The organism is Nocardioides ferulae (genome assembly GCF_003660455.1).
Taxonomy (GTDB): domain Bacteria; phylum Actinomycetota; class Actinomycetes; order Propionibacteriales; family Nocardioidaceae; genus Nocardioides; species Nocardioides ferulae.
Window position 1 is genome coordinate 168,956 of sequence record NZ_QZVR01000008.1, and the last position, 25,203, is coordinate 194,158.

31 protein-coding genes and 1 tRNA gene are annotated in these 25,203 nt (G+C 71.2%); 27 read left to right on the top strand and 5 right to left on the bottom strand.

Annotated elements, in window-relative coordinates; translation table 11 throughout:
- Positions 1–153 precede the first annotated feature (153 nt).
- The 5 genes from D6B71_RS12200 to D6B71_RS22775 all read left to right on the top strand — a co-directional run bounded on the left by D6B71_RS12200 (position 154) and on the right by D6B71_RS22775 (position 1,615).
- Complete coding sequence (locus D6B71_RS12200) at positions 154–375, top strand: hypothetical protein (protein WP_126688256.1); 222 nt, start codon at positions 154–156, stop codon at positions 373–375.
- A gap of 119 nt (positions 376–494) precedes the next feature.
- Complete coding sequence (locus D6B71_RS12205; RefSeq protein WP_121255406.1) at positions 495–815, top strand: WhiB family transcriptional regulator; 321 nt, start codon at positions 495–497, stop codon at positions 813–815.
- Positions 816–895: 80 nt separating this feature from the next.
- On the top strand, positions 896–1,060 hold the full coding sequence (locus D6B71_RS22770) for a hypothetical protein (RefSeq protein ID WP_164519636.1): 165 nt from the start codon (positions 896–898) through the stop codon (positions 1,058–1,060).
- A gap of 41 nt (positions 1,061–1,101) precedes the next feature.
- Entirely contained in the window at positions 1,102–1,308 is a 207-nt protein-coding gene (locus tag D6B71_RS12210; RefSeq protein ID WP_121255408.1) for a hypothetical protein, read from the top strand.
- Between the two features lie 130 nt (positions 1,309–1,438).
- Complete coding sequence (locus D6B71_RS22775) at positions 1,439–1,615, top strand: hypothetical protein (protein WP_164519637.1); 177 nt, start codon at positions 1,439–1,441, stop codon at positions 1,613–1,615.
- Between the two features lie 24 nt (positions 1,616–1,639).
- Here the strand turns inward: D6B71_RS22775 and D6B71_RS12215 are convergent, their stop codons facing one another.
- A complete protein-coding gene (locus tag D6B71_RS12215; protein ID WP_126688257.1) occupies positions 1,640–2,521 on the bottom strand; it encodes a hypothetical protein in 882 nt (293 codons plus the stop codon).
- 178 nt (positions 2,522–2,699) lie between these two features.
- Entirely contained in the window at positions 2,700–2,858 is a 159-nt protein-coding gene (locus tag D6B71_RS22780) for a DUF5679 domain-containing protein (RefSeq protein ID WP_164519638.1), read from the bottom strand.
- A 164-nt stretch (positions 2,859–3,022) separates the two neighbouring features.
- On the opposite strand from D6B71_RS22780, the gene D6B71_RS12220 reads away from it, so the two are divergent.
- The 3 genes from D6B71_RS12220 to D6B71_RS12230 all read left to right on the top strand — a co-directional run bounded on the left by D6B71_RS12220 (position 3,023) and on the right by D6B71_RS12230 (position 5,852).
- Entirely contained in the window at positions 3,023–3,829 is an 807-nt protein-coding gene (locus D6B71_RS12220; protein ID WP_121255412.1) for an enoyl-CoA hydratase/isomerase family protein, read from the top strand.
- Between the two features lie 356 nt (positions 3,830–4,185).
- A complete protein-coding gene (locus D6B71_RS12225) occupies positions 4,186–5,262 on the top strand; it encodes a PHP domain-containing protein (protein WP_121255414.1) in 1,077 nt (358 codons plus the stop codon).
- A 59-nt stretch (positions 5,263–5,321) separates the two neighbouring features.
- Entirely contained in the window at positions 5,322–5,852 is a 531-nt protein-coding gene (locus D6B71_RS12230) for a M48 metallopeptidase family protein (protein ID WP_240641360.1), read from the top strand.
- On the opposite strand, the gene D6B71_RS12235 is transcribed toward D6B71_RS12230, so the two are convergent.
- Both D6B71_RS12235 and D6B71_RS12240 read right to left on the bottom strand, forming a co-directional pair.
- Complete coding sequence (locus tag D6B71_RS12235; protein ID WP_121255418.1) at positions 5,842–6,417, bottom strand: NUDIX hydrolase; 576 nt, start codon at positions 6,415–6,417, stop codon at positions 5,842–5,844. The genes D6B71_RS12230 and D6B71_RS12235 overlap by 11 nt on opposite strands.
- On the bottom strand, positions 6,414–7,796 hold the full coding sequence (locus tag D6B71_RS12240) for a zinc-dependent metalloprotease (protein WP_121255420.1): 1,383 nt from the start codon (positions 7,794–7,796) through the stop codon (positions 6,414–6,416). The genes D6B71_RS12235 and D6B71_RS12240 overlap by 4 nt, the downstream gene beginning before the upstream one ends.
- 36 nt (positions 7,797–7,832) lie before the next feature.
- Here D6B71_RS12240 and D6B71_RS12245 point away from each other — a divergent pair, with 36 nt between their 5' ends.
- The 13 genes from D6B71_RS12245 to D6B71_RS12305 all read left to right on the top strand — a co-directional run bounded on the left by D6B71_RS12245 (position 7,833) and on the right by D6B71_RS12305 (position 18,634).
- Entirely contained in the window at positions 7,833–8,261 is a 429-nt protein-coding gene (locus D6B71_RS12245) for a molybdenum cofactor biosynthesis protein MoaE (protein ID WP_206051705.1), read from the top strand.
- Between the two features lie 55 nt (positions 8,262–8,316).
- On the top strand, positions 8,317–8,607 hold the full coding sequence (locus D6B71_RS12250) for a hypothetical protein (RefSeq protein WP_164519639.1): 291 nt from the start codon (positions 8,317–8,319) through the stop codon (positions 8,605–8,607).
- A gap of 51 nt (positions 8,608–8,658) precedes the next feature.
- Entirely contained in the window at positions 8,659–9,705 is a 1,047-nt protein-coding gene (locus D6B71_RS12255) for a YlbL family protein (protein ID WP_121255424.1), read from the top strand.
- A gap of 52 nt (positions 9,706–9,757) precedes the next feature.
- Positions 9,758–10,402, top strand: a complete 645-nt coding sequence (locus tag D6B71_RS12260; protein ID WP_121255426.1) for a PPA1309 family protein — start codon at positions 9,758–9,760, stop codon at positions 10,400–10,402.
- A complete protein-coding gene (locus D6B71_RS12265) occupies positions 10,399–13,455 on the top strand; it encodes a UPF0182 family membrane protein (protein ID WP_121255428.1) in 3,057 nt (1,018 codons plus the stop codon). The genes D6B71_RS12260 and D6B71_RS12265 overlap by 4 nt, the downstream gene beginning before the upstream one ends.
- Positions 13,456–13,549: 94 nt before the next feature.
- A tRNA-Met gene (locus D6B71_RS12270) sits at positions 13,550–13,623 on the top strand.
- A gap of 611 nt (positions 13,624–14,234) precedes the next feature.
- The gene (locus D6B71_RS12275) at positions 14,235–14,570 is read left to right on the top strand and encodes a hypothetical protein (protein ID WP_126688258.1); all 336 of its coding nucleotides are present in this window, start codon (positions 14,235–14,237) and stop codon (positions 14,568–14,570) included.
- A gap of 127 nt (positions 14,571–14,697) precedes the next feature.
- Positions 14,698–15,522: a F510_1955 family glycosylhydrolase gene (locus D6B71_RS12280; protein WP_121255431.1), complete on the top strand. Its 825-nt coding sequence runs from the start codon at positions 14,698–14,700 to the stop codon at positions 15,520–15,522.
- Positions 15,519–15,746: an SHOCT domain-containing protein gene (locus D6B71_RS12285; RefSeq protein ID WP_121255433.1), complete on the top strand. Its 228-nt coding sequence runs from the start codon at positions 15,519–15,521 to the stop codon at positions 15,744–15,746. Before D6B71_RS12280 ends, D6B71_RS12285 begins: the two co-directional genes overlap by 4 nt.
- Positions 15,743–17,209 carry a multicopper oxidase family protein gene (locus D6B71_RS12290; RefSeq protein WP_121255435.1) on the top strand — a complete coding sequence of 489 codons (1,467 nt, stop codon included), beginning with the start codon at positions 15,743–15,745 and terminating at the stop codon, positions 17,207–17,209. The genes D6B71_RS12285 and D6B71_RS12290 overlap by 4 nt, the downstream gene beginning before the upstream one ends.
- Before the next feature lie 88 nt (positions 17,210–17,297).
- Positions 17,298–17,561, top strand: coding sequence for an SHOCT domain-containing protein (locus tag D6B71_RS12295; protein ID WP_121255437.1), 264 nt, complete (start codon positions 17,298–17,300; stop codon positions 17,559–17,561).
- Between the two features lie 94 nt (positions 17,562–17,655).
- Entirely contained in the window at positions 17,656–18,231 is a 576-nt protein-coding gene (locus tag D6B71_RS12300; protein ID WP_206051706.1) for a DUF305 domain-containing protein, read from the top strand.
- A 58-nt stretch (positions 18,232–18,289) separates the two neighbouring features.
- Positions 18,290–18,634, top strand: coding sequence for an NADH-quinone oxidoreductase subunit A (locus D6B71_RS12305; RefSeq protein ID WP_121255439.1), 345 nt, complete (start codon positions 18,290–18,292; stop codon positions 18,632–18,634).
- 125 nt (positions 18,635–18,759) lie between these two features.
- On the opposite strand, the gene D6B71_RS23125 is transcribed toward D6B71_RS12305, so the two are convergent.
- Positions 18,760–19,026, bottom strand: coding sequence for a hypothetical protein (locus tag D6B71_RS23125; RefSeq protein WP_206051707.1), 267 nt, complete (start codon positions 19,024–19,026; stop codon positions 18,760–18,762).
- A 123-nt stretch (positions 19,027–19,149) separates the two neighbouring features.
- Between D6B71_RS23125 and D6B71_RS23130 the strand changes: the two genes are divergently transcribed.
- From D6B71_RS23130 to D6B71_RS12335, 6 genes are read left to right on the top strand one after another with little or no spacing between them, the layout of a single operon-like run.
- A complete protein-coding gene (locus D6B71_RS23130; RefSeq protein ID WP_206051728.1) occupies positions 19,150–19,953 on the top strand; it encodes a hypothetical protein in 804 nt (267 codons plus the stop codon).
- Positions 19,946–20,911, top strand: a complete 966-nt coding sequence (locus D6B71_RS12315; RefSeq protein ID WP_206051708.1) for an NADH-quinone oxidoreductase subunit H — start codon at positions 19,946–19,948, stop codon at positions 20,909–20,911. The genes D6B71_RS23130 and D6B71_RS12315 overlap by 8 nt, the downstream gene beginning before the upstream one ends.
- Positions 20,908–21,477, top strand: coding sequence for an NADH-quinone oxidoreductase subunit J (locus D6B71_RS12320; protein ID WP_206051709.1), 570 nt, complete (start codon positions 20,908–20,910; stop codon positions 21,475–21,477). The genes D6B71_RS12315 and D6B71_RS12320 overlap by 4 nt, the downstream gene beginning before the upstream one ends.
- Positions 21,474–21,776 (top strand): NADH-quinone oxidoreductase subunit NuoK, encoded by a 303-nt coding sequence (locus D6B71_RS12325; RefSeq protein ID WP_121255443.1) that lies wholly within the window; start codon positions 21,474–21,476, stop codon positions 21,774–21,776. The genes D6B71_RS12320 and D6B71_RS12325 overlap by 4 nt, the downstream gene beginning before the upstream one ends.
- Positions 21,777–21,784: 8 nt before the next feature.
- Complete coding sequence (locus tag D6B71_RS12330) at positions 21,785–23,710, top strand: proton-conducting transporter transmembrane domain-containing protein (RefSeq protein WP_206051710.1); 1,926 nt, start codon at positions 21,785–21,787, stop codon at positions 23,708–23,710.
- Positions 23,707–25,203 carry a complex I subunit 4 family protein gene (locus tag D6B71_RS12335; protein ID WP_206051711.1) on the top strand — a complete coding sequence of 499 codons (1,497 nt, stop codon included), beginning with the start codon at positions 23,707–23,709 and terminating at the stop codon, positions 25,201–25,203. Before D6B71_RS12330 ends, D6B71_RS12335 begins: the two co-directional genes overlap by 4 nt.

Consider the following 25,203-nt stretch of genomic DNA (forward strand, 5'->3'; position numbering starts at 1 on the left):
GGTCGCTGCGGTGGGCGCAGACGATTCTGCATGACATAGCCATAAAAAGGTTTGCCCATGACAAACCGCCCGCGATACCTTTCCGCAGGTTAGTCCACGCGCACCACGAACCTGACAAGTTCGGCGCTCGAAACCTTGAAGGAGGTGGCCTTGATGATCAGCACCATGCACCGCACGACGGCTCAGATCCCGTCGAGCCTCGGCATGCCCGCCTGCGGCCACGCTCCTGTGCGCACTCTCGCGCCCACCTTCGAGCGTCCGTGGGTGAAGTCTGCCCAGATCCAGGCCATCGATGGCCTCGGTTTCGCGGGTGACCTGGGCACCACGCCGACCTACGCCCCGGGGACCACTGCCTGGAGTCCACCGTCCTGTTGAGACCAACAGCACGGCTGACCTCCAGGCCGCGGATCCCACACCGGGATCCGCGGCCTTTTTCGTTCCCCGCGATGAGTCCGCACCGTTTCCGCGATCAGGTGAATTGAAGGAGGTGAAACATGACCATCAGCGTTCTCGACCGTCCGTCGACAGCCAGCCCCAGCCTGGGGTCCCTGCACGACGTGGCGCAGGAGGTCGACGAGGAGCTGCTTCCGTGCCGTGCCAACGACGCGGAGCTGTGGTTCGCCGAGTCGCCGGCAGACGTGGAGGCCGCCAAGGCCCTCTGCCTGTCCTGCCCCGTCCGGACCCTGTGCCTGGCCGGCGCTCTCGACCGGCGCGAGCCGTGGGGCGTCTGGGGTGGCGAGCTCTTCCTGCAAGGGGTGGTGATCCCGCGCAAGAGGCCGCGTGGCCGGCCCCGCAAGAACGAGGCGGCCGCCTGAGCCCGACCAGAAGCACCCGCAACAGAAGCAGCAGCACCTCCAGCACACCGACGAACCAACGACGTTTCGAAGGAACCGACATGAACCAGATGCACGAACACCTGGCTCGCGCGCAGATGAGCGCGCGACTCGACGAGGCACAGGCGCAGCGGCTGGGCAACCAGCTGATCCGCGCCCACCGGCAGAGCCGCCGGGCAGAGCAGGCCGCACGCGCGGCCCGGACCGCTCTCGCCCGCGCACTCTGACGGCCCGCCGCGGCCACCGTCCCAGAAGGAACCGCAACGACATGACCACCCACGTGAACACCGACCTGAACCGGAGCACCGCCATGAACTTGATGCATGAAGACCTGGCCCGCGCGCAAATGTCCGCGCGCCTGGGAGAGGCGCAGTCCCAGCGTCGCGGCCACCAGCTGGCCCGAGCCCGTCGCCTGAGCCGCAAGGCCGAGGCCGCCGCCCAGCAGGCGCGCCTCGCCCTCGCCCGGGCGCTGTGAGGCCTGGGAGGTTCACCTCCCTGGACACCTGATCGCGGGTGTTGAGAGAGCCGGGCACGACCGAGAGGTCGTGTCCGGCTCTCGCCGTCTCCGCAGCCGGTGGGCCCTGATCCGTGCCTATCCTGGGGCGATGACCGCAGCCACCGTCTGTGACCTCTGCGGCCGGGTGCGCGCCGAGGACGACGAGCTCGCCCGGCTGATGTGGACCACCGCGGTCGAGGACGGCCGGTCGCGCACCTTCTGCGACGTGTGCTCGCGGCGCCACCTGCGCGCGATCGAGGCCAAGCTCGACAGCGAGCACTGGTGACCGGTGCAGCGTCGGCCCCAGGCCTCACGCGCTGCGCAGCTCGTCCCAGGCACAGCCGCAGTGCGGGTGCCGGCTCCAGGGCCGCTGCTCGGGCAGGCCGCCCGGGGTCAGGTCGAGGCTGGCCGACCAGGTGGCCGGCCGGTCGCCGTCGGCATAGGCGACCAGGTCGCGCACCGCCCACGCGGTCGCCATCGCCCACAGCGCCGGATCGAGCGGCACCAGACCGGCCCGGGCGACGGCCTGCGTGGCGATCAGCGTCCGGCGGGGGTCGTCGTGAGCGAGGTGCGCCTCGACGCAGCGCAGGCAGGCCGTGATGCCGGGGACCACGAGCGGCCCGACCCGCACCCCGCCGGCCGGGCCACCGGCCACGACCAGGTGGGGGAGTCCGGCGCGCAGCCACCGGTCGACGCCGGCTGGAGTGGGCGCAGCGTCGAGCAGCACCAGCCGGGCGTCGTGCGGCGTCGAGTCGCCCACCGGGCGGCAGCCGCTCTCGCGCAGCAGACGACCCGCCTCGGCGCGGACCCCCGCGGGACCGTCGACGGCGACCCGGAAGTCGCGCCGGGCGCGGAGTCGCCGGGCGGCGTCGTCACCGTGGCGGGCGTAGGCGGCGGCGACCGCTGGTCGCGACGCTGCTCCGGCCAGGTCTGCGGCCAGCTGCGCCCGGTCGACGAGCAGGTCGTGGTCGGCCAGGAGCGCGAGCGCCCCGACCGCGGTCGGCGAGGCCGGCCGCGGCGTACGCCGGTGGGTGAGGTCGTCGAGCAGTCGGCGGACCTCGGGCAGGTGCGGCAACAGGACCCGTCTGGGCGGGTCGACGCCGACCTGGAGATGGTCGTGGTCACGGACGACCACGGCGAGGCCTGGTCGCAGGGTCGGGTGCGCCGGGACGCCGGGAGGGACGGGATCCATGACCGGAAGGGTCACACGGGAGCCGCGCCCACGCGGTCGCTCCTCCACAGGTCCCGGCCGCGCGCCGACTGTGGAAGACGACGACGGCGGCCCCGCGACCCCGCAGGGCCGGCGGTGCCGCCGTCGAGTGGTGCTCGGGGGTGTGCCCCGCAGGGACGCGCCGGTCAGCGCGTCCGGGTCACGCCTTGCCGAGGATGCGGTTGAGGTTGGTGCTGCAGACGGGGCACACGGCCTTCGCCATGCGCGTGCCCTTCTCGTTCACCTTCACCTCGCCCTCCGCCTCGCGCTTCTCCTTGCACTTCACGCAGTAGAACTCGCCGCTCCAGGTCTCCGCCATGACGGCCTCCTTGCCTAGTCTCACTTTGGTCGTCGCGACGGGGATTGGTGGGGAAGCCCGTCGGATGTGCGGCGGTGTCTCCGCCGAACGGGAAGACCCTACGGCACGCGTGGCTGAGCGTGGCGCAGGCGCACCGTGCCGCGCGCCGACAGTATGGTGCCGCCATGTCCGAGACCTACCCCGAGCTCGCCCACCTGCGCCTGGAGCGCCCCGCCGACGGGGTGGCCCTGCTGACCCTGGACAACCCGTCGCTGCGCAACGCGATGTCGGACGAGATGACCGGCTCGTGGGTGCGGGCCGTCGAGGCGCTGGCGGCCGATCCGACGGTGCGGGTGGTGGTGGTGACCGGCGCGGGCAGCGCGTTCTGCTCGGGCGGCAACACCTCCTGGCTCGCCGAGGACCCCGACGCCACCGTCGACGCGCTCCGCACCAAGATGATGGCCTTCTACCGGGCCTGGCTCTCGATCCGGCGGCTCGAGGTGCCCACGATCGCGGCGATCAACGGTCCGGCGATCGGCGCCGGCCTGTGCCTCGCGCTCGCCTGCGACATCCGGTACGCCGCCCGGGGGGCCAAGCTGGGGGCGCCGTTCGTGAAGCTCGGCCTGCACCCGGGCATGGCCGGCACCTACCTGCTGCCGCACGTGGTCGGCGAGGCGCACGCCCGCGACCTGCTGCTCACCGGGCGGGTGGTCGAGGCCGACGAGGCGCTGCGGATGGGCCTGGTCTCGCGGGTGCTGGGCGCCGCCGACTTCCACGACGACGTGCTGGCCACCGCCGCCGAGGTCGCGCGCACCGCCCCCATCGCGAGCCGACTCACCACCCTGGCGCTGCGCGAGGGCGGCCACCGCGACCTCGAGAGCGGGCTGCAGTGGGAGGCGATGGCGCAGCCGATCACCCTCGCCACCGAGGACCTGCACGAAGGCATCCGGGCCAGCCAGGAGCGGCGTCAGCCACGGTTCACCGGGCGCTGAGCGCACTCGCGGCGGCGGTCGGGGACGGGCACAGGAGAAGAGGCCCCCGGCTGCCTTCCGTGACTCGCCTTCCCCTTGCGAGCCCCGATCGACAGCCCGGAGGCCTCGTCTGCCACCCACGCTAGGAGGCGGCACGCGCTGCGGTCAACGCGGCGCCGTCCCCACCTGTGGACAAGGCTGTGGACAAGCCTGTGCACTCGGGTCACCAGCGGTGGAGGACGGGGTGGTCGTGCTGGGAGGGAGCTGTGGACGACACGCCCGGCACCGCCCCCGTACGCTCGCCTGACCAGGGGAGAACCCTCTCCACCGCCTGTGGAGAGAAAAACCGTCCGAGCAATCACCCGAGGAGGCCAGCCGTGGCGCAGCGCGAGCCGTACGACGGGGGGCCGGTCGCCGCGCTCCGGCGGATCGCGTTCCTGCTCGAGCGGGCCCGCGCCGACACCTACAAGGTGCGGGCGTTCCGCACCGCGGCCGCCGCGGTGTTGCCGTTGCCGGCCGCGGAGGTGACCCGGCGCACCGACGACGGCACGCTCGCGGAGCTGCCCGGGGTGGGTGCCAGCACCGCCGAGGTCATCGCCGACGCGGTCCGGGGCGTGCTCCCCGAGCGGCTGGCCCGGCTGGAGGCGGAGGCCGGGCCACTGACCGACGAGGGGCACGCGCTGCGGGCCCGGCTGCGCGGCGACCTGCACTCGCACTCGGACTGGTCCGACGGCGGCTCGCCGATCGAGGAGATGGCCTTCACCGCGCTCGAGCTCGGCCACGACTACCTGGTGCTCACCGACCACTCGCCGCGGCTGAAGGTGGCGCACGGACTCTCCGCCGACCGGCTCGCCCGGCAGCTCGACGTCGTCGACGCCGTCAACGCCCACCTGGCGGCCGGCGCCCCGGAGGCCGACCGGGGCGACGGGTTCAGGCTGCTGAAGGGCATCGAGGTCGACATCGTCGACGACGGGTCACTCGACCAGACCGACGAGATGCTGGCCCGCCTCGACGTCAGAGTGGCCAGCGTGCACTCCAAGCTACGGATGGACCGGGCAGCGATGACCCGCCGGATGCTGCGCGCGATCGAGAACCCGTTCATGAACGTGCTGGGGCACTGCACCGGGCGGCTGGTCACCGGCAGCCGCGGCACCCGGCCCCCGTCGGACTTCGACGCCCGGGCGGTCTTCGCGGCGTGCGCCGAGCACGGGGTGGCCGTCGAGATCAACTCGCGTCCCGAGCGGCGCGACCCGCCAGGCGCGCTGTTGGCGCTGGCCCGCGACGCCGGCTGCCTGTTCTCGATCGACAGCGACGCCCACGCCCCCGGTCAGCTGGACTTCCTGGTCTATGGCTGCGAGCGGGCCGAGGCCGCCGGCATCGACCCGGACCGCATCGTCAACACCTGGCCACGCGAGCGGCTGCTGGCCTGGGCCGGGGCCCGGGTCGGGTCCTGATCGGTGGCCGACCGCGTTGCGACCGGCGCCGCCGACGTGAGATGGCTTACTCTCCGAGCATGACCGGAGCGCCCGACGTGGAGGTGCGCCGCTCGAAGCGGCGCCGCCGCACGGTGTCGGCGTACCGCGACGGCGACCGGGTCGTGGTGATGATCCCGGCCACGCTGAGCCGGGCCGAAGAGGCGAAGTGGGTCGAGACCATGCTGGCTCGCCTCGAGCGGTCCGAGCAGCGGCGCCGGCCCTCCGACGACGACCTGCTGCAACGGGCCCTCACGCTCAGCGACCGCTACCTCGGTGGCATGGCCACGCCCCAGTCGGTGCGGTGGGTCGACAACCAGCACTCGCGCTGGGGGTCCTGCACGCCCGGCGACCGCTCGATCCGGCTCTCGCACCGGCTGCGCGGCATGCCGGCGTGGGTGGTCGACTACGTGCTGGTGCACGAGCTGGCGCACCTGCTCGAGCCGGGCCACGGCCCGCACTTCTGGGCCTGGGTCGACCGCTACCCGCAGGCCGAGCGGGCCAAGGGCTACCTGATGGGCTGGTCGGCGGCCAGCAACCTCGACCCGCCGCCGGGCGACGTCATCGACTGAGGGGCCCGCCCGACGCGCGCGCTCGGGCCAGCTCGGCCAGCTCGATCAGATCGGGGTCGGGGTGGGGCAGCCGGTCCAGGGGCCACCAGCGCACGTCGAGCGACTCCTCGCTCACCGCGTGCTCGGCGCCGGCCGGGGCCACCGCGACGAAGCGGACGTCGAGGTGGTGCACCTCGCGCTCGCCCGGCGCCGTCGGCGAGCCGCAGAAGGGCACCGCGTGCTCGCTGAGCTGCACCGGCACCGGGTCGAAGGCGAGGTCGTCGAGCCCGGACTCCTCGAGGGCCTCCCGCAGGGCGGCTCCGGCCAGGGTCGCGTCGCCCGGCTCGCAATGGCCGCCGAACTGGAACCAGCGGCCGGCCTTCGCGTGCAGGGTGAGCAGCGCCCGCTCACCGTCGGCGGAGAGGACCAGCGTGCTCGCGGTCAGGTGGTCGGGCCGGCAGGAGCGCTGCATCCCGTCGGAGTGCTCGCGCAGGTGCGCGACGTACCGCTCCCGCAGCGTCGCCTGCGCCGACGTCGGCGGCGCCCAGCCGGACAGGGTCGCCAGGGCGTCGGCGTGCAGGCTCACTCGGGCTGGGGCTGGTCACCGGGCTCGTCGGGCCCGTCCACGCCGCCCTCGAGCAGCCGCTGCAGCTCGGCGTCGAAGTCGGCCTCGCTGAGCTCCTCGGGTGCGGCGGCGTCCTCGCGGAAGCCCAGCGGATCGTCGAGGTCCTCGGCGGAGGGCAGCAGGTCGGGGTGGGTCCACACGCCGTCGCGACCCTCGATGCCCTGGCGGGTGCGCAGCGAACCCCACAGCGTGGAGGCGTCGCGCAGCCGGCGCGGCCGCAGCTCGAGGCCGACCAGGGTGGCGAAGGTCTGCTCGGCGGGGCCACCGCTGGCGCGGCGACGGCGGAACGCCTCCTGCAGCTTGGCGGCCGCGGGCATCCGCTCGGCGGTCGCCTGGCCGACGACCTCGTCGACCCAGCCCTCGACGAGCGCGAGCGTGATCTCGAGCCGGCTCAGCGCCGCCTGCTGGCCGGGGGACTGGGGGATGTCGAACAGCCCGCCGTCCAGCAGCTGCTGCATCGACTCGGGGTTCGTCGGGTCGAGACCGCGCATCTGCTCCTCGACGCGACCCTGGATGTTCTCGACGCTGACCTGGATGCCGCGGGCGTAGTCGGCGACCGCGCCGAGGAGGTGCTCGCGCAGCCACGGCACGTGCGCGAACAGGCGCTGGTGGGCGGCCTCGCGCAGCGCGAGGTAGAGCAACACGTCGTCGGCGGAGACGTCGAGGCCCTCGGCGAACTCGGCGACGTTGGCGGGCAGCAGCGCGGCCCGGCCGTCGGGTGCCAGGGGCAGCCCGATGTCGGAGCCGCCGAGCACCTCGCCGGCGAGGACGCCCAGACCCGAGCCCACCTGGGTGGCCAGCATCGCGCCGACCGCCTTGCCGAGCATGCCGAGGATCGGCCCGGCGGCCGCGCGGGCCTCCTCGGGGAGCGCCTCGCCCATGGTGCGGGTGGTCTGCTCGGCGATCGGCTCGACCAGGCCCTTCCAGACGTCGAGGGTGTTGACCAGCCACTCGGCGCGGCTCCAGGCCGCGGTGGTGCTGACCCCGGAGGGGAACGGGGTGGTGTCGTCGAGCCAGTGGTCGGCCAGGCGGACCGCGTCGGCGACGGCGTCCTTCTCGCGCTGGCTCACCGACGGGTCGGGGGACTGGGCCACGGTCTTGCGCGCCAGGTCGAGGGCGAGGTCCCAGTTCAACGGCCCGTCGTAGGGCTGCATCATCGCCTGGATCTGGCCGAAGAGCGCGGAGAGATCGGGCATGCCACCGCCGCCCGGACCGCCCAGGCCACCGAGGCCGCCCATGCCGGGCAGTCCGCCGCGGAAGAACTGCTCGAACGGGGTGCCCTTGAACGGGTTGTCGTCGTCCGGGCCGCCGCTGCCCGGGTTCCCGGGGTCGTTGCTCATGGAGTCAACGGTACGCGGCGGCACTAGCCTGTCGTGGTGACCTCCTCCGCCGTCCGCCTGGTCGACCTCCGCGAAGACCCCCTCGACGTGGCCGAGGTGCTGGCCGCCCTCGACGACGACGCGGCCGGTGGGCTCACGCTCTTCGTCGGCCGGGTCCGCGACCACGACCACGGGCTCGGCGTGACCGGGCTCGACTACTCCGCCCACCCCACCGCGCTCGAGCGGCTCCGGGAGGTCTGCGAACGCGTCGCGGAGCAGTACGACGTGCACGGCGTCGCGGCGGTGCACCGGGTCGGCACCCTCGCGATCGGCGACGCCGCCGTGGTGATCGCCACCACCGCCGCCCACCGCGGCGAGGCCTTCGACGCCTCCCGCGCCCTGATCGACACCCTCAAGGCCGAGGTACCGATCTGGAAGCACCAGCGGTTCGCCGACGGCACCGAGGAGTGGGTCGGCTCGCCCTGAGGGCGCACGGCGCGGCTCCCCGGCGAGGTGTCACCGCCCGCCTACCCTGACGGACGTGGAGATCCTGCTCTGGCTGGCGCCGCCCGCCGTCGTCACGCTCGTGGCGATGGCCTGGGTGAGCTGGCTGGGCCGGGAGGGCCGGGGTGAGGTCGATCGCGACGTCGCCGTCCGGCGCCTGGGCGAGGCGATGCGCAGGCCGATGCCGGACCGCGCGCCCGCTCCGCGGCGTCCCCGTGAGCCCAGCACCGGGCTGGCGGTGCGTCCCTCGCGGGCACGGCCCGCCGCCCCGCCGTCAGGACGGCCGGGCCGGCGCGGTGACGACGAGGTGCGCCGGCGCGCGTCCTGAGCCTTCCGCCCTCGCCCGAGCCAGGTTGGCCGGGAATGAGAGAGTGACGCCATGACGCAGCGGACCCTCGCCGGCCTTCTGGCCGTGCCGTTGGTCATCGGTCTGCTCGTGGCCGCGTTCACCCAGCCGCTGCCCTACGTCAGCTACGAGCCGGGGCTGACCGTCGACATCCTCGACAGCAACGGCGAGAGCGAGATCATCACGGTCGTGGGGGAGCAGACCTACCCCGACGAGGGCGAGTTGCGGATGACCACCGTCTACGTGTCGCGGCCGCGGGCCGAGGTCAGCCTGATGGAGCTGATGGGCGACTGGATCAGCCGCGACTCCGCCGTCTACCCCTACTCCGCGGTCTACGACGAGGACGAGACCCCCGAGGAGAGCGAGCAGGAGGGCGCCGCCGAGATGGTGTCCTCCCAGGACACCGCGATCGCGGTGGCGCTGACCGAGCTCGGCTACGACGTCGAGCCCGGCCCCTCGGTGCTGCTGATCGAGCAGGGCGCTCCGGCCGACGGGCCGCTGCAGGTGGGCGACGTCTTCTTGGCGGTCGCCGGGGAGGAGGTGGCCACCGCCGACGCGCTGGTCGCCGCCATCCAGGCCGCGCCGCCCGGCGAGCCGCTGCGGTTCCGGGTGCTGCGCGCCGGCAAGGAGGTCGACGCGGTCCTCACCCCGCGCCGCAGCGACGGCAAGGCGCAGATCGGGGTGCAGGTCGGCACCAGCTACACGTTCCCGTTCCAGGTCGACGTCAACGTCGACCCCGCGATCGGCGGGCCCAGCGCCGGGCTGCTGTTCGCCCTGGGCGTCTACGACAAGCTGACGCCGGGGTCGCTCACCGGGGGCGCGATCGTCGCCGGCACCGGCACGATCGCCCCGGACGGCTCGGTGGGGCCGATCGGCGGCATCCAGCAGAAGATCGCCGCCGCCCGCGACGCCGGGGCCGAGCTGTTCCTGGTGCCGCCCGACAACTGCGAGGAGGCGCTCGGCGCACCCCGCGACGACGTGGTGCTGGTCCGGGCCGCCACCATGCACAGCACCGTCGAGGCCATCGAGGCGTGGGCCGAGGACCCCGACGCCGACCTGCCCAGCTGCACGGACCAGTGATCGAGAACCAATGATCGAGGACAGATGACGAGCCCCCGCGGGAGTGAGAGCGATGAGTGAGCCGGACGCCGGTCAGGTCGGTGACGCGCTGCGAGCCACCGACGCCGGCGACTTCGAGGTCGACCCGGCGCTGGCCGCCGCGGTGCTCGAGATCGAGTCGCACCTGGCCGACAGCGGCTGGGACCAGCCGGCCCGCCTCTACGCGCTGGTCGAGACCGCGCAGCTGGTGCGGCACGAGCCGGCCCTGGCGGCGGCGATGGGCCTCGACGCCTCCTCGGAGCAGGGGTCGCTGACCCCGGTCGAGCAGGACCAGCTGACCCCCGACCAGCCGTTGGAGCAGGTGCTGGAGCAGATCACCTGGCCCGAGGGCGTCAGCGGCTGCGCGGCGGTGGTGGAGCGGCTGGTGCTGCCGCCCGAGGCCGACGCGCAGATGCCCGAGGACCCCGACGAGGCGGCCCGGTTCGCCGCCGAGCACCCCGGGCGGCAGGAGGTCCGCATCGTCGCGGGCGCCACCCGTGCGGGGTCGACGTACTGTGCCCTGAGGCTGCGGGCCCACGACGACGACCAGTCGGTCGTCGGCGGCGCCGACCTGGTGCCGGGGCTGTTGACCCTGCTGGCCGCGACCCTCGAGGACGAGCCGTCCGGCTCCGCCACCCCAGCCGACCGCACGACGCCGACAGAGGAGACACCTTCGTGAGCGAGCTGTTCGACGACGGGCCGCGCGATACGCCACCCCCGGCCGCTCCCGGGCCGAGCCGGCGCTCCCGCGCCCTCGTGATCACCGCGGTGGTGCTGGTCTTCGGGTTCTTCCTGTTGACCACGTTCTCCGGCATCTGGACCGACCGGCTGTGGTTCCAGGCCGCCGACTACGGCAACGTCTTCAGCACGCTGTTCTGGACCCGCACCGGCCTCTTCCTGCTGTTCGGGCTGCTGATGGCGGCGGTGGTGGGCGCGAACATGTACCTCGCCTACCGGTTCCGGCCGCTGTTCCGCCCCCACTCACCGGAGCAGACCGGCCTGGACCGCTACCGCGAGGCGGTCACCCCGATCCGGGCGTGGCTGCTGCTGGGCACCTCGCTGCTGCTGGGCGTCTTCGCCGGCACGTCGGGCGCGGGGGAGTGGCGCGCCTACCTGCTGTGGCGCAACGGGGTGCCGTTCGGCACCGAGGACGAGTTCTTCGGCCGCGACATCGGCTTCTACGTCTTCGACCTGCCGTGGCTGCACTTCCTGGTCGACTTCGCGATGGCGGCCACCGTGATCGCGCTGATCGCGGCCGCGGTCGTGCACTACCTCTACGGCGGCATCCGGCTGCAGACCTCCCATGACCGGCTCTCGGGCGCCGCGCAGGCGCAGCTGTCGGTGCTGCTGGGCGTGTTCGTGCTGGCCAAGGGTGCTGACTACTACCTCGACCGCTTCGACCTGGTGAACCAGGGCGGTGCCCTGATCACCGGCATGACCTTCACCGACGACAACGCGGTGCTGCCGGCGAAGAACATCCTGATGGGCATCGCGGTGATCTGCGCGGTGCTGTTCTTCCTCAACGTGTGGCGCCGCACCTGGCTGCTGCCGTCGGTGGGACTGGCGCTGCTGGTGCTCTCGGCGATCCTGCTGGGCATGATCTGGCCAGGCATCGTCCAGCAGTTCCAGGTCAAGCCGTCCGAGGCCGACAAGGAGTCCGCCTACATCGAGGCGAACATCCGCGCCACGCGCGCGGCGTACGACCTGGCGGACGTGGACGTCGTCGACTACAGCAGCGAGGCCGATCTGGACGGCGACCAGCTGGGCGCGCTCGACCGGGCCACCTCGTCGGTGCCGCTGGTCGACCCGCAGCTGGTGCGGGCGGCGTTCGAGCAGCGGCAGCAGGTGCGTGCCTACTACTCGGTGGCCGACGTGCTCGACGTGGACCGCTACGAGATGGACGGCACCGACCGGGCGCTGGTGCTGGGCGTGCGCGAGCTCGACCAGGACGGCATCTCCGAGACCGACCGCAACTGGAACAACCTGCACACGGTCTACACCCACGGCAACGGCGTGATCGCCGCCTACGCGAACCAGCGTCCCGAGGACAACTCGGTGCAGCTCGACGCCGAGGACACCGACGACGACGAGGCCGGCATCGTGTGGGCCGAGGGCAACCAGGCCGGCCAGAGCGACCTGACCGAGATCACCGGCGGCTACGAGTCGCGGGTCTACTACGGCGAGCAGAGCCCGGAGTACTCCGTGGTCGGCAAGGTCGACGAGGACGACCGCGACGTCGAGCTGAACCTGCCGGTGTCGGGGTCGGCTGACGAGGCCGGCACCACGACGACGTACGACGGCGGCGGCGACGTGGAGCTCGGCGGCACCTTCCGCAAGCTGATGTATGCGATCAGGTACGGCGAGCCGAACTTCCTGCTCTCGGAGCGGGTCAACGACAACAGCCGGATCCTCTACCACCGCCACCCCAAGGAGCGGGTCGAGAAGGTCGCGCCGTGGCTGACCGTCGACGCGGACCCCTACCCGGCGATCGTGGACGGCCGGATCGTCTGGATCCTCGACGGCTACACGACGACCGACCGCTACCCGATGTCGCAGCGTGAGTCGTTCCAGGAGATGACCGACGACTCGCTCGACACCGGTTCCACGCTGCGGGCGATCCCGACCGACGAGATCAACTACATGCGCAACGCGGTGAAGGCGACGGTCGACGCCTACACCGGCGACGTGGTGATCTACGAGTGGGACACCGAGGACCCGATCCTCAAGGCGTGGCGCAGCGCGTTCCCGGGCACGGTGGTCGACAACGAGGAGATCCCCGACTCGCTGATGGAGCACCTGCGCTACCCCGAGGACCTGTTCAAGGTGCAGCGCTACCAGTTCGCCCGCTACCACGTCACCGACCCGGGCGACTTCTACCAGGGCAACAACCGGTGGGAGGTGCCCGAAGACCCCTACCAGCGGGGCAGCCTGCAGCCGCCGTACCGGCTCTTCGTGGACGAGCCGGGTGAGCTCGACGGCGAGGGCACCTTCTCGCTGACGTCGGTGTTCGTGCCGCGCGGCAAGAACAACCTGGCGTCGTTCGTCTCGGTGGTCGCCGATGCGAGCAGCGACGACTACGGCAAGATGAGCGCGCTGCAGCTGCCGAACGAGCAGACGCCGGGCCCGGGCCAGGTCGCGAACGAGTTCGCCTCCGACCCCGAGGTCGCCGACACGCTGGCGCAGTTCAACCGCTCCGGCGCGCGGCCCGTCTACGGCAACCTGCTGACGCTGCCCGTGGGCGAGGGACTGATGTACGTGCAGCCCGTGTACGCCGCGCGCGAGGTGTCGGAGTCCAGCTTCCCGGTGCTGCGCTACGTGCTGGTCAAGTACGGCGGCGACATCGGCTTCGGCACCACGCTGCGCCAGTCGCTGGCGAACCTGCTCGGTGTCTCCGCGGAGAGCGGCGGCAACGGCGGCAACGACAACGGCGGGCAGGGCGGCGAGGAGCCGACCGGCACCGTCAACCAGCAGATCAGCAGCCTGCTCGACCGCGCCGAGACGGCGTTCGACCGGGCGGAGGAGCTGCTGGCCGAGGGCGACCTGGGCGGCTACCAGGAGCAGGTCGAGTTGGCCCAGGAGTACGTCGCCGACGCGATCGCCCTGGCCGAGGCCCGCGACGCCGGGGGCAGCGCGCCCGACACCGGCGAAGAGGACCCGGAGACCGACGGTGCCACCGACGAGCCGACCGACGGCGAGACGAGCGAGGAGCCGACCGAGGAGCCCAGCGAGTAGCCCCGCGAGCAACCGGGTCGTCCCGGCCGGCAGCCCCGGCCGGGACCCCGGATTTGGACCGCTGGGGACCCTCCGGTAACGTTGGGTTCACCGACGCGGGGTGGAGCAGCTCGGTAGCTCGCTGGGCTCATAACCCAGAGGTCGCAGGTTCAAATCCTGCCCCCGCTACTGAAAAGTGGCCCGTGGCCTGCGGAAACGCAGGACACGGGCCACTCTTCATTTGAACCATTCTGGCTTGTGTCGCGCTTTGTGACCCGAAAACCCCCTCTGCAGCGGGGTCCGGTGCCGGGTTCGCCACCTGGATTCAGCCTGGGTGGTCGTCGCCAACGGCTGCGGTGGCCTTCGGCTGTGTCTGGTTTCGGGCGCCGAGGAGGACGGCGGCGAGGATGGGGTTGATGAGCTCGGGCCAGAGCGAATCGGGCATATGAGCTCGATGTCGTCGACCTGTGAAAAGGGCCGTCCTGGACTATGACGCGCGACGTTGTCGCGCTGCGGACACGGCTCGTTGGAACTCGGGGTCGTTGTGAAGCGTTCGCAGCCGACGTCACAAGCGGTCTTCCTTCTTGACGAGTGCCGATGGCACGTGATCGCTCCTCGGATCCGGCGGCGCTGCCTGCCCTCGCAGCGGCAGGACCACTGGTGCCTGGCTGGCGGCCGGGTGTGCCAGTCCCTAGCCTCAGGAGGCGATGACTCTTGCCGACCGCCCCTTGCCGGGAGCCGTGAAGACGCGGCTTCCGCGGGTTGTGCTCCTGTGCGCAGTCGCACTAGGAATCGTCGGCATGCACGGGCTGGCGTCCGGGCCGGACTCCGGTGAGCACGTGGGGCACCACGCCGCCCCGGCCATGATGATGACCACCGACACCACCGTGGGCGTGGTCGCGTCCCACGGCGTCGTTGCCGGGGACGAGGCCCCACCCGCGGATGACGGGGGGCTGCTCGCGCTGTGCCTGATGGTGCTCACGCCCGGTCTGGCGCTGGGCTTGTGGATCTTCGCCACCGCGGCACGGGGCGGAGGATGGCGTCTGCCGCGTCTAGTGCCGTGGGTCGTCGCCGCGCTCGACGTGGCGGGGCTGCCACCGCCGTTCGAACGAGGGCTGACCGTACTCCGGATCTGATCAGGCACACCGGCGCACCACCCGCATGGGTCCGGTGCCTCTGTCCTGCCCTGTCATTCGATCCCTTTGGAGTATTCGCATGTGCGCGGCGCGCAAATCGCTGAGTCTGTCTTCTGGTCTCCCTCTGGTGGTCGGCCTCTCCATGGCCGCGGCCTTGCTCGCCGGCTGCAGCTCTGCGGAGAACCCGACCGCCTCCAACGCCGCTGCGGCCGGGGAGGAGTTCGGCCATATCCACTCTCTCGACGTCAACCCGGCGGACGACAGGCTCTTCGTCGCGAGTCATCACGGGGTGTTCGCCCTCGGCGCCGGCGGGTTCGAGCGTGTGGGGGAGGAGAGTTTCGACGCGATGTCGTTCACCATCGCCGGCCCGGACCGCTTCCTGATGAGTGGTCACCCCGAGCCAGGCGCCGGCGGACCCGCGCACTTCGGACTCTCCGAGTCGACAGACTCCGGTCGGACGTGGAGATCGCTCTCGCTGGAAGGCGAGGCGGACTTCCACGCGCTCGAGGCGGCCGGTGACCGCGTGTACGGGGTCGACTCCCAGAGCGGGCGCCTCATGTCCACCGAGGACGGCAGGCGATGGCGCGACCTGGGCCCGTTGCCCGCCGCCGACGTGGCCGCCCATCCAGGTAACCCCGATCTTGTGCTGCTCACCGATGCCAGCGGTTCGCTCGTCCGACTCCAGGTCTCCGGGTCTCCCGAGCTCGTGCAGTCCGCGCCGCGGTTGTTGCTCCTGGACTGGGACAGCGAGGACCTGCTGGTCGGGGCCGGCCCCGAGGGGTCGGTCTATCGCAGCGACGACAGTGGGGACTCGTGGCGGGAGGTGGGATCACTCCCGGACGTGCCTTACGCGCTGACCGCCACCGAGTCGCGGTGGTATGTCGCCACGGAGGGTGGCGTTCTCGTGTCCACCGATGCTGGTGCCTCGTGGTCCGAGGTCGGTCGCCCATGATCGCGTTGTTCTACGGAGTGGTGCTGGTCCTCGGCGTCGTGCTGCTGGTGGTGACGGCGGTGCGGGTGCTGGTCGGAGGCCTCGAAGGCGGTTCGGGGCGGCCTGGCCGGTCGGGCGGGACGGGTGGTGCGCGACAGATCCTTGAGGAGCGGTACGCGGCGGGCGAGCTGAGCACGGAGGAGTACCAGCACCGGTCGCGCGTCCTGAAGGAGGGGCAATCGTGAAATCGATCAGCCGGCGCGCGGCTCTGACGATGGGCGGTGCCGGCCTGGTGGGCGCCGTCGTCGGTGGCTCGGGCCTGTGGCGGGAGCTGTCCACCTCGGTCCTGGACCCCGTCGCCGGGGAGCGGTTCACCGAGCCCGAGGTTCTCCGGAGCGCCGGGGGTCTGCTGGAGGTACGGCTGGAGGCTGCGCTGGGCAAGCACGAGGTCGCCGGACGCGAAGCGACGACCCTGGGCTACAACGGTGGCGTGCCGGGTCCCACGTTGCGGCTGCGACCGGGCGACACGGTGCGGGTGGAGCTGGTGAACCGGCTCGATCGGGTCACGAACCTGCACGTGCACGGGCTGCACGTCTCACCCGAAGGCAACGGCGACAACGTGTTCGTCGCTGTCGAACCGGACCGGGCGCATCGGTACGAGTATCGGTTGCCCGACAACCATCCACCAGGCGTGTACTGGTACCACCCGCACCACCACGGCACGGTCGCGGACCAGGTGTTCGGCGGACTCTACGGCGCCATCATCGTGGAGGACGACGAGGAGATCCCCGTCGACCGGGAACGGGTCATGGTCGTCTCCGACATCAACCTGGACTCCGGTGGCTCACTGGTCCGCCCGTCCACCATGGAGCAGATGATGGGCCGAGAGGGTGAGCTCGTCCTGGTCAACGGTGCCGCCAAGCCGGACCTCAAGGGCCGCTCGGGGGAGCGTGAACGGTGGCGGATCATCAATGCCTGCACCGCCCGCTACCTCGCGCTGAGACTGCCAGGACAGCGCGCCCGGGTTGTTGGCCGCGACGTGGGTCGGCTGCCCCGGGACACGGCGTTGGAGGACGTCGTGCTCGCGCCCGGGAACCGGCTCGACCTGGTGGTCGACCTTTCCGAGGGAGGCGGCGAGCTCACCGCGATGCCGGTCGACCGCGGCGGCATGATGGGCCAGATGATGGGCGGGGGCCCGAGGCCAGGGAGTGGCGGTGCGGTGACCCTCGCCCGCTTGAGCGTTTCCGCGGGCGGCAACCGAGCCGCGGGTGGGATTCCGCCTGGCCCGGCTGTCCGCGACCTGCGTGACGCTGACGTCGATGGTCGTCGGTCGATCATCTTCCAGATGGGCATGGGCGGGATGATGGGCGGCGGCGAGGGTCCGATGAGCTTCACCTTCGACGGTGAGGAGTTCGACGCCGACCGGATCGACCAGCAGGTGGGGATGGGCACGGTGGAGGAGTGGACCATCGGCAATGACAGCCCGATGGATCATCCCTTCCATCTGCACGTGTGGCCGATGCAGCTGCTGGAGGTCGACGGCCGCGAGCTGTCTGAGCCGGTCTGGCTCGACGTCGTGAACGTCCCCGCCCGAAGCCAGGTCAAGGTCCGGGTCGCGTTCGAGGACTTCGGCGGTCGGACCGTCTACCACTGTCACATCCTCGACCACGAGGACCGGGGAATGATGGGCACCGTCCTGGCCAGTTGACCTCGTCGGCGGTCGCCGCCCAGAGCGGGCCGCCTGCCAACACAGCGGAGCCCTCGGGGCTCCAGAATCGGAAAGAGAGGTGAGACCCATGTATGGCAACGGAGGGGGCATGGGCTGGATGTGGTTCATCTGGCCGATCATGATCCTGGTCATCGTCCTCGTCGTTGTGCTGCTGGTTCGCGGCAGCGGCGGAGGCACGAACCGCAGCAGTGGCAGCGCGCCACCGCCTGGACCGGGGACCGGGAGAACTCGAGCGCAAGAGATCCTCGACGAGCGCTACGCCCGGGGCGAGCTCACCGACGAGGAGTACCAGGACCGTCTCCGTCAGCTCCGAGGCGACAGCGACCGATAGGCGCAGGCGGAACCATTGCGCCGGATCACCGACGACAAGCTCCGGTGTCACAACCGGCGATGTGGATGCGTACCCCGATGAGAGGAGTCCCCGCATGACCACGAAGTCCGAGAAGAACCAGTCCTCCGAGCACGAGCAGCACACGAAGCACGAGTGCAAGATGTACCTCATCTTCGCGGCCATGATCACCACGTCGACGGTGACGATGTTCCTGCTCACCTACACCAACGCGTTCACCTGGTCGCACATGACGTTCAGCGAGGAGCGGGTCTACATGGCCATCCTCATGGGGTCGGCGATGGCGCTCATCATGCTCGGCTTCATGTGGGGGATGATGTACAAGAACGTCAAGGTCAACGTCGCCATCATCGTGGCCGCGCTCGTGGTGGGGGGCTCCGCGTTGTGGCTGTCCCGGTCGCAGACCTTCGTGCAGGACGAGTCCTACATGAAGGGCATGATCCCGCACCACTCGATCGCGATCCTCACCAGCGAGCGGTCCGAGATCGAAGACGTGCGTGTGCGCAAGCTGGCCGACGAGATCATCAAGGCTCAGCGCATCGAGATCGCCGAGATGAAGTGGCTGATCGAGGACATCGAGAAGAACGGTGCCGCCACCACCGAGGAAGAGGCCAAGCAGCGTCCCGTCCCGGACTTCGAGGCAAGCCCCTGAGCACGGATCCCCGTCCATAGCCAGCCAGTGGCGACGATCTGAATGCGAGAGGAGAGTCATGTACGCAGGGGTTGTCGTGATGGCGAGTGCGGTCGGGGTACTCGTGCTCGGGCTGTACGCGCTGCACAGGCTCACCGCCGTAGCGCCGGACTCGCTAACCGTGCTTCCGTTCGAGTCGGGCTGGGCCCCCGAGCAGCACGCACTGTCGCGGTACCACGTGCGCTGGTACCTCGCGACGCTGCTCTTCCTCGCCTTCGACGTCGAGATGCTGTTCATGTATCCCTGGGCGGTCGTCGTCGCACAGGTCGGCGTGACCGCGGTCGTCGAGATGTTCCTCTTCTTGGCTGCTTTGTTCGTCGCCGTGCTTTGGGCATGGCGGGAGGGAGCACTGCGTTGGGTCTGAGTGACGCGATCGCACGGAGCGCTTCCCGGCACGCTCACGCTCTGGTCGTCGAGGTGCCGGGCTCGTGGCGCACGCGAATGGCGGCGGAGCGCAACGTGGCCGCCCGTGGATGGCGCCTCGCCATCTCACCCGCGGACGCCGACGTGCTCGTCGTGTGCGGCGAACCCGGGCCGGGGCTCGCGGAGGCGATCGAGGGCATCTGGCACCAGATGCCGGGACCTCGGGTGCGCGTTTACGTGCACGCGGGCGACGAGGTGGGTGCTCGACTGGACGAAGCACACACCGGCCTGCTCGACACCGACCGCCACCGCCGTGACGCGCAGCAGCGACCCACCGCCTCCGAACTCCTCGCCGAGCAGGCCGGATCTCGAGCCGAGAGTCATGGTGGCCATGGAGACACGGACCACGGTTCAGCCGGCGGCCACGAAGGCATGGACCACGAGGGCCACGAGGGCCACGAGGGCCACGAGGGCCACGAGGGCCACGAGGGCATGGACCACGGCAGCCATGAGGGCATGGACCACGGCAGCCATGAGGGCATGGACCACGGCGCCCATGAGGGCATGGACCACGGCGCCCACGAGGGCATGGACCACGGCGGCCACGAAGGCATGGACCACGGCGACATGGAGATGTCACCGGGAGGGATTCCGCTCGCGGAGGGCGGTGAGGACCGAGATGGCCTCGAGATGGACGTCTTGCAGGTGCGTCTCGGGCCTGTGCTGCCGCACTGGCCGGCCGGTCTGGTGTTGCGCTGCTCGCTTCAGGGCGATGTCATTGTCGAGGCACAGGCCGAGCTCGTCGACGGGCGTGTCCGCCAGGATGACGAAGTTGTCGGGCCGGCCCGCGGCATCGACAACATCGCCTCGCTGCTGGCGTTGGCGGGGTGGGACGACGCTGCGGCAGAGGCCCGAAGGATCCGCGACACCGCCCTGGAGCCCGGGGACGGAGCGGCGGGGTCGGAACTCGAGCGTCTGCGCCGGAGGGTCCGTCGTTCGAGGACGTTGCGCTGGTCGCTGCGAGGCGTCAGGCGGCTAAGCGAGGAGGACGCCCACGCCCGGGGGTTGCCGGCCGACGCGGTCGGTGACACCTATGAGCGGCTGATGGGCATGCTGGACCGGGCGGTCGCCGGTGTTGCCGCGACCGCCGCCGGTGACACCGGCACTCGGACGGACGACGCCAGCCGGACACTCTCGACCGACCACCTTCCGCATCTGGTCATGGGTCTGGATCTCGCCACGGCACGTCTGGTCCTCGCCAGCCTCGACATCCACGAGCTGCTCGCCGGACAGGCGGAGCACGAGGTGTCGCATGGCTGACCCGATGCCGATGACGGACTCGCCGATCACCACCGTGGCGCCCGGCTGGGCGATTGCCGCGTTGGGGATTCTGGGTGCGCTGGCCGTAACCGCTGCCATGCTGGACGGTGCCCTCGCCGCGCGTGCGGGGGGCGGGCCGGGCGGGAAGATGGGCGGGCCGGTCCGGCCGTTCGGTGAAGCCGCCCGGCTGATGCGGCAGCGACGTCGTACCACCGTCGAAGCCGACCGCCTGCTGTGGCGCATCGGGGGTGCCGGGCTGCTGGTAGTGGCGGCGCTGATGGTGACGGTCGTGCCGTTGGGGGAGTGGACAATCTTCGACCTCGACGTGGGCGTCATGTGGTTCAACGCCATGGACGTGATGGTCTGGGCGCTGGTTTGGTTGACCGGGTGGGGTGCGAACTCGGCACACTCGCTGGTCGGCGGCTACCGGTTCCTGGCGCACGGACTGGGCTACGAGCTTCCGTTGATGTTCGCCCTGGTCGCTCCGGCGATCGCCGCGGAGACCCTGAACGTGGGCGCGGTCGCGGCGGCCCAGGAGGGCCTCTGGTTCGCTGTCTGGATGCCGGTGGCGTTCCTGGTCTACCTGCTCGGGGTCGCGGCCTTCTCTGTGTGGGGGCCTTTCGCCCCGGCGATCGGGACGGACGTCTCCGGCGGCGCACGGGCGGAACTGTCGGGCGTGGACCGGCTGGTGTTCGAGGCGGGGCGATACGCGCTGCTGGCCGCCGGCGCGGCGTTCGCGGTCCCGATGTTCCTCGGCGGCGGCGCCGGTCCGCTGCTGCCGGGATGGGCCTGGGTGCTGGTGAAGACCGTTGCCCTGCTCGCGGTCCTGGTCTGGCTGCGGCGGCGGCTGCCGGCCTTCCGGCCGGACAAGTTCATGGAGGTGGGCTGGATGCTGCTGCTCCCGGCCGTGCTGCTGCAGGACCTGGTCGTCGCCGTCATCGCCGTCTGGAGGTCGTGAACGTGCTCAGTGACATCGCCTTCTGGGGGATCGGGCTCGTCGCGGTGCTCGGCGGCGCCGCGGTCTTCTACGTCGACTCGATGGCTCGAGCGACGTACGCCCTCGCCCTGTCCTTCGTCGCGGTTGGCCTGCAGGTGCTCTTCCTGCAGCAGAACTACGTCGGCGTGGTGACGATCCTGATGATGGTCATGGAGATGGCGATCATGGCCGTCTACATGGTCATGTTCATGGGGATGAACCCCGCGCTGATGCCGATGAGCATGGTGCACAGCAACAAGACCGCTATCGCCGTCGCCGTGACCACGTTCCTGGCGCTCGCGACGGGCATCCTGATGGTCGACTGGCCCACCCGCCGGGGCAGTCCACCGCCAGACGTCACCATGGCGCTGGGGGAATCGTTGATGGGCCCGAAGATGCTGGTGATGGCCGTGATCAGCCCGGTCATGGTGGCCACCATCGTGGCCGGCGTCGTGCTCGCGGCGCACCGCACCCGCTACGACCGATTCGGCGATGACCTGAAGCAGCGCCCCGCGGACGACCCCCAGCCCGGAGGTGTCGGCAGATGACCTTGGAGGCGACCCTGCTCATCGCCGCGGCGATCTTCAGCGTCGGGCTGTTCGGCGCGATCTCCCAGCAGGTCGTGGTGATGGTGATGATGGGCCTGGAGCTCATGATCAACGCTGTCATCCTCGCCGCTGCCGGCGTCTGGTGGTTCCTCGCTCCCGACCCGACCGGGCAGGTCCTCCTCATGGTGATCATCGCCGCGATGACCGTGGAGATGGCGATGGGCTTCGCGGTCGCCACGCTTCTGCATCGTGAGCGTGGTGCCGACATGACCGACATGGCCACGGACCTGTCGGGGTGACCATGTCCATGTCCGAGACCGCACTCTGGTTGCTCGTGCTCCTGCCCGCCGTGGTGGGCGGAGGGCTCGCCCTCTCCCGCCTCGAGCGGGCGGCGGCCGCCGTGTCGCTGGCCACGGCCTTCACCACAGCCGCACTGTCGGTGGTGGTCGCCCTCGAACGGCCGAGGGTGTCGGTCCCGTTCATGGCCGGCAGCGATCTCGCCCTCGGGGTGGATGCGCTGTCGGCCTTGGTCGCACCGACCGTGGCGGTCGTGAGCCTGCTCGTGCTCGTGTTCTCGGCCGGCGAGATCCGGGAGTCACAGGCCCGGTTCCACGGGCTCATGCTGCTCTTCGCCTCCGCCGCGCTCCTGACGGCGACTGCCGAGACGCTGCCCGCGCTGCTGTTCGCCTGGGAGGTGATGGGCGCGACGTCCTTCGCGCTGATCGGGTTCTGGTGGCGCGACGACCACCGGGTGTCCGCCGGCACCACGGCGTTCGTGACCACGCGCACGGCGGACGTTGGGCTGTACGTCGCGGCCGGAGCAGCGCTCGCCGGTGGAGCCGGCCTGTCACTGGGCGACCTGCCCGCAGCCAGCGAGGGGTGGCGCCACGTCGTCGCGGCGGGTGTCCTGGTCGCAGCACTCGGCAAGGCGGCCCAGCTGCCGTTCTCGTTCTGGCTGTCGCGCGCGATGGAGGGTCCGAGCCCGGTCAGTGCATTGTTGCACTCCGCGGCCATGGTCGCCATGGGTGGCTACCTGCTGCTGCGCACCGAGCCGCTGTTGGCCTCAACCGGCTGGACCGCGCCGGCTGCTGCCTGGGTCGGCGCACTCACCGCGCTGCTGCTCGGCGCCGTCGCCGTGGCGCAGCAGGACCTCAAACAACTGCTCGCCGCCTCCACGTCCGCCCAGCTCGGATTCGTGGTGATGGGCGCCGGGCTGGCCTCGGTGAGCGGGGGAGCGGCACACCTCGTGGCACACGCCTCGACCAAGGCGCTGCTCTTCCTCGCCGCCGGGGCCTGGCTCACCGCGCTCGGCACCAAGCAGCTCGTTGGCCTGCGTGGCGTGGCTCGGCGGTGGCGGCTGGTCGGCTGGGCCGCCACCGCCGGTGCGCTGTCCCTCGCGGGCGTCGCCCCGCTGGCGCTGTGGGCGACCAAGGACGCGATCCTCGCCGCGGCGCTGGCGGAGTCACCGTGGATCTACGCCGCCGGCCTCGCCGCGGCCGCGCTCTCGGCGGCGTACGCCGGCAAGATCTTGGTGATCCTGTGGCGACAGCTGTCCGAACAAAACCACGCCGAGGTCGAGGCGCATCTCGACGAGGAGGAGCCGGGCACCCGCCACGTCGGCATGCTGGAGCAGATGCCGCTGATCGCACTCGCGCTCGGCGCAGTGGTCCTCGGAGTGCTCGCGCTGCCGCCGTTCGGCGACACGATCGCCCGCGCTCTCGGCGAGGAGCCGCTCCACCCGACATGGGCGGAGATGGCCGCGTCGGTCGTGATCGCACTGGGGGTGCTGGCGCTCGTGTGGTGGCGTCCGGTGCCGGAACCGGGATGGGCCCTGGCCTGGCTGGGTCTCGGGGGCGCCACACAGGCCCTCGTCGTACGCCCGACCCTCGCGCTGGCAGAGGCGCTGGCGCGCTTCGACGACCGCGTCCTGGACCGGGGCGTGGCCGGGTCCGCCGCGGCCGCGCTCGGTCTGGCGCGGCGGGCAGCGACCTTCGACGACCGGGTGCTGGACGGTGCGGTCGAGACAACGTCCCGGGCGTCGCTGTGGACCGCGGCTCGCGCGGCACGGGACGACGACCGGTGGTTCGATGGGGCGGTCGAGGGGCTCGCTGCGCAGCTGCGCCGCCTCGGCCGCCTCGCACGTCGTCCGCAGACCGGCCAGCTGCACCAGTACTACATCCAGGCCGTCGCGGTGCTCGCGATCGGCGTCCTGCTCCTTGTCACGGTGAGGTGAACGTGCTCAGTCTGATCGTCTTCCTGCCCCTGGCTGCCGCTCTGGCCCTGCTCGCGCTTCCGCGGCTCGGCGACACGGCCGCACGGTGGGCATGGGTCGCGGTCGCAGCCGCCGACCTCGCCCTCGTCGTCGCGGCGTGGCTGCGCTACGAGACGCCCACGGCCGGACGACTCGCCTTTGAGGAGCAGGCCGAGTGGATCCCCGGCGTGAACAGCAGCTACCACCTCGGCGTCGACGGGTTGTCCCTGCCGCTGATCGCGATGACCGCGGTGATCTTCCTCGCCTGCGCGATCTTTGCGCTGCGCGAGACCGACCGGCCGCGTCTCCAGGCTGCGCTGTTCCTCTTCCTGCAGAGCGTCAGCATGGGCTTGTTCGTCGCCGCCGACCTGATCCTCTTCTTCGTCTTCTTCGACCTCTCGATCGTCGGCATGTACTTCGTGATCGCCGGCTGGGGGCATGGCAACGCCGCCCGGTCGGCGATGAAGTTCTTCCTCTACACGTTTCTGGGCTCCCTGGCTCTGCTCGTCGGTTTCATCGGCCTCTACATCGCCGCCGACCCGCACACCTTCGACATGGTCGAGCTGGCCGAGCAGACCCCGTTCGCCGGGTCGTCGCTGGCCGGTGGGCTGGTGCTGGCCGCGATCCTGATCGGACTGGCGGTGAAGACCCCGACCGTGCCGTTCCACACCTGGCTGCCGCCGGCCCACACGGACGCGCCGGCGATCGGCTCGGCGGTCCTGGCGGGCGTGCTGCTGAAGATGGGCACCTACGGGTTCGTGCGGATCGCGATGCCGATGCTGCCCGAGGCGTGGCGGGACTGGGCGTGGGTGATCATCGTCGTCGGCATCGTCTCCGTCGTGTACGGCGCCCTGGTGGCCCTGGCCCAGACGAACTTCAAGCGGATGGTCGCCTACACGTCGGTGAACCACATGGGCTACATCGTCCTCGCCGTCGGCGCCGCAGGGCTCGTCGCCGACGACACCGCGCAGGCCCGGTCCGTCGCGGTCACCGGTGCCGTCACGCAGATGGTCAGCCACGGCCTGATCACCGGTGCGCTGTTCCTCCTCGCCGGGGTCCTCCAGGACCGGGCAGCGACCTATGACATGGACTCCTACGGCGGCCTGGCCGGACCGGCGCCGCGGTTCGCCGCGTTCTTCGCCGTCGGTGCCTTCGCCTCTCTGGGCCTTCCCGGGCTGTCCGGCTTCATCGCGGAGTTCCAGATCTTCACCGGCAGCATCGCCGCCGCCCCCGTCACGGCCGTCGCGCTCGTGGGTATCCTCCTCACCGCGGCGCTGTTCCTCCGCGCGCTGCAGCGGATCTTCACCGGCGAGACCCGCGGCCGCTCGGTCGGATTCACCGACCTTCGCGCCGCCGAGGTCTGGTCGGTCGGCCCGCTGCTGGTGCTCTCCCTGCTCATCGGAGTGTTCCCCCGACCACTGCTCGCCGTGATCGAGCCCGCGGCCGAGGTCGCCGTCGAGCTCGTCGGAAGGTAG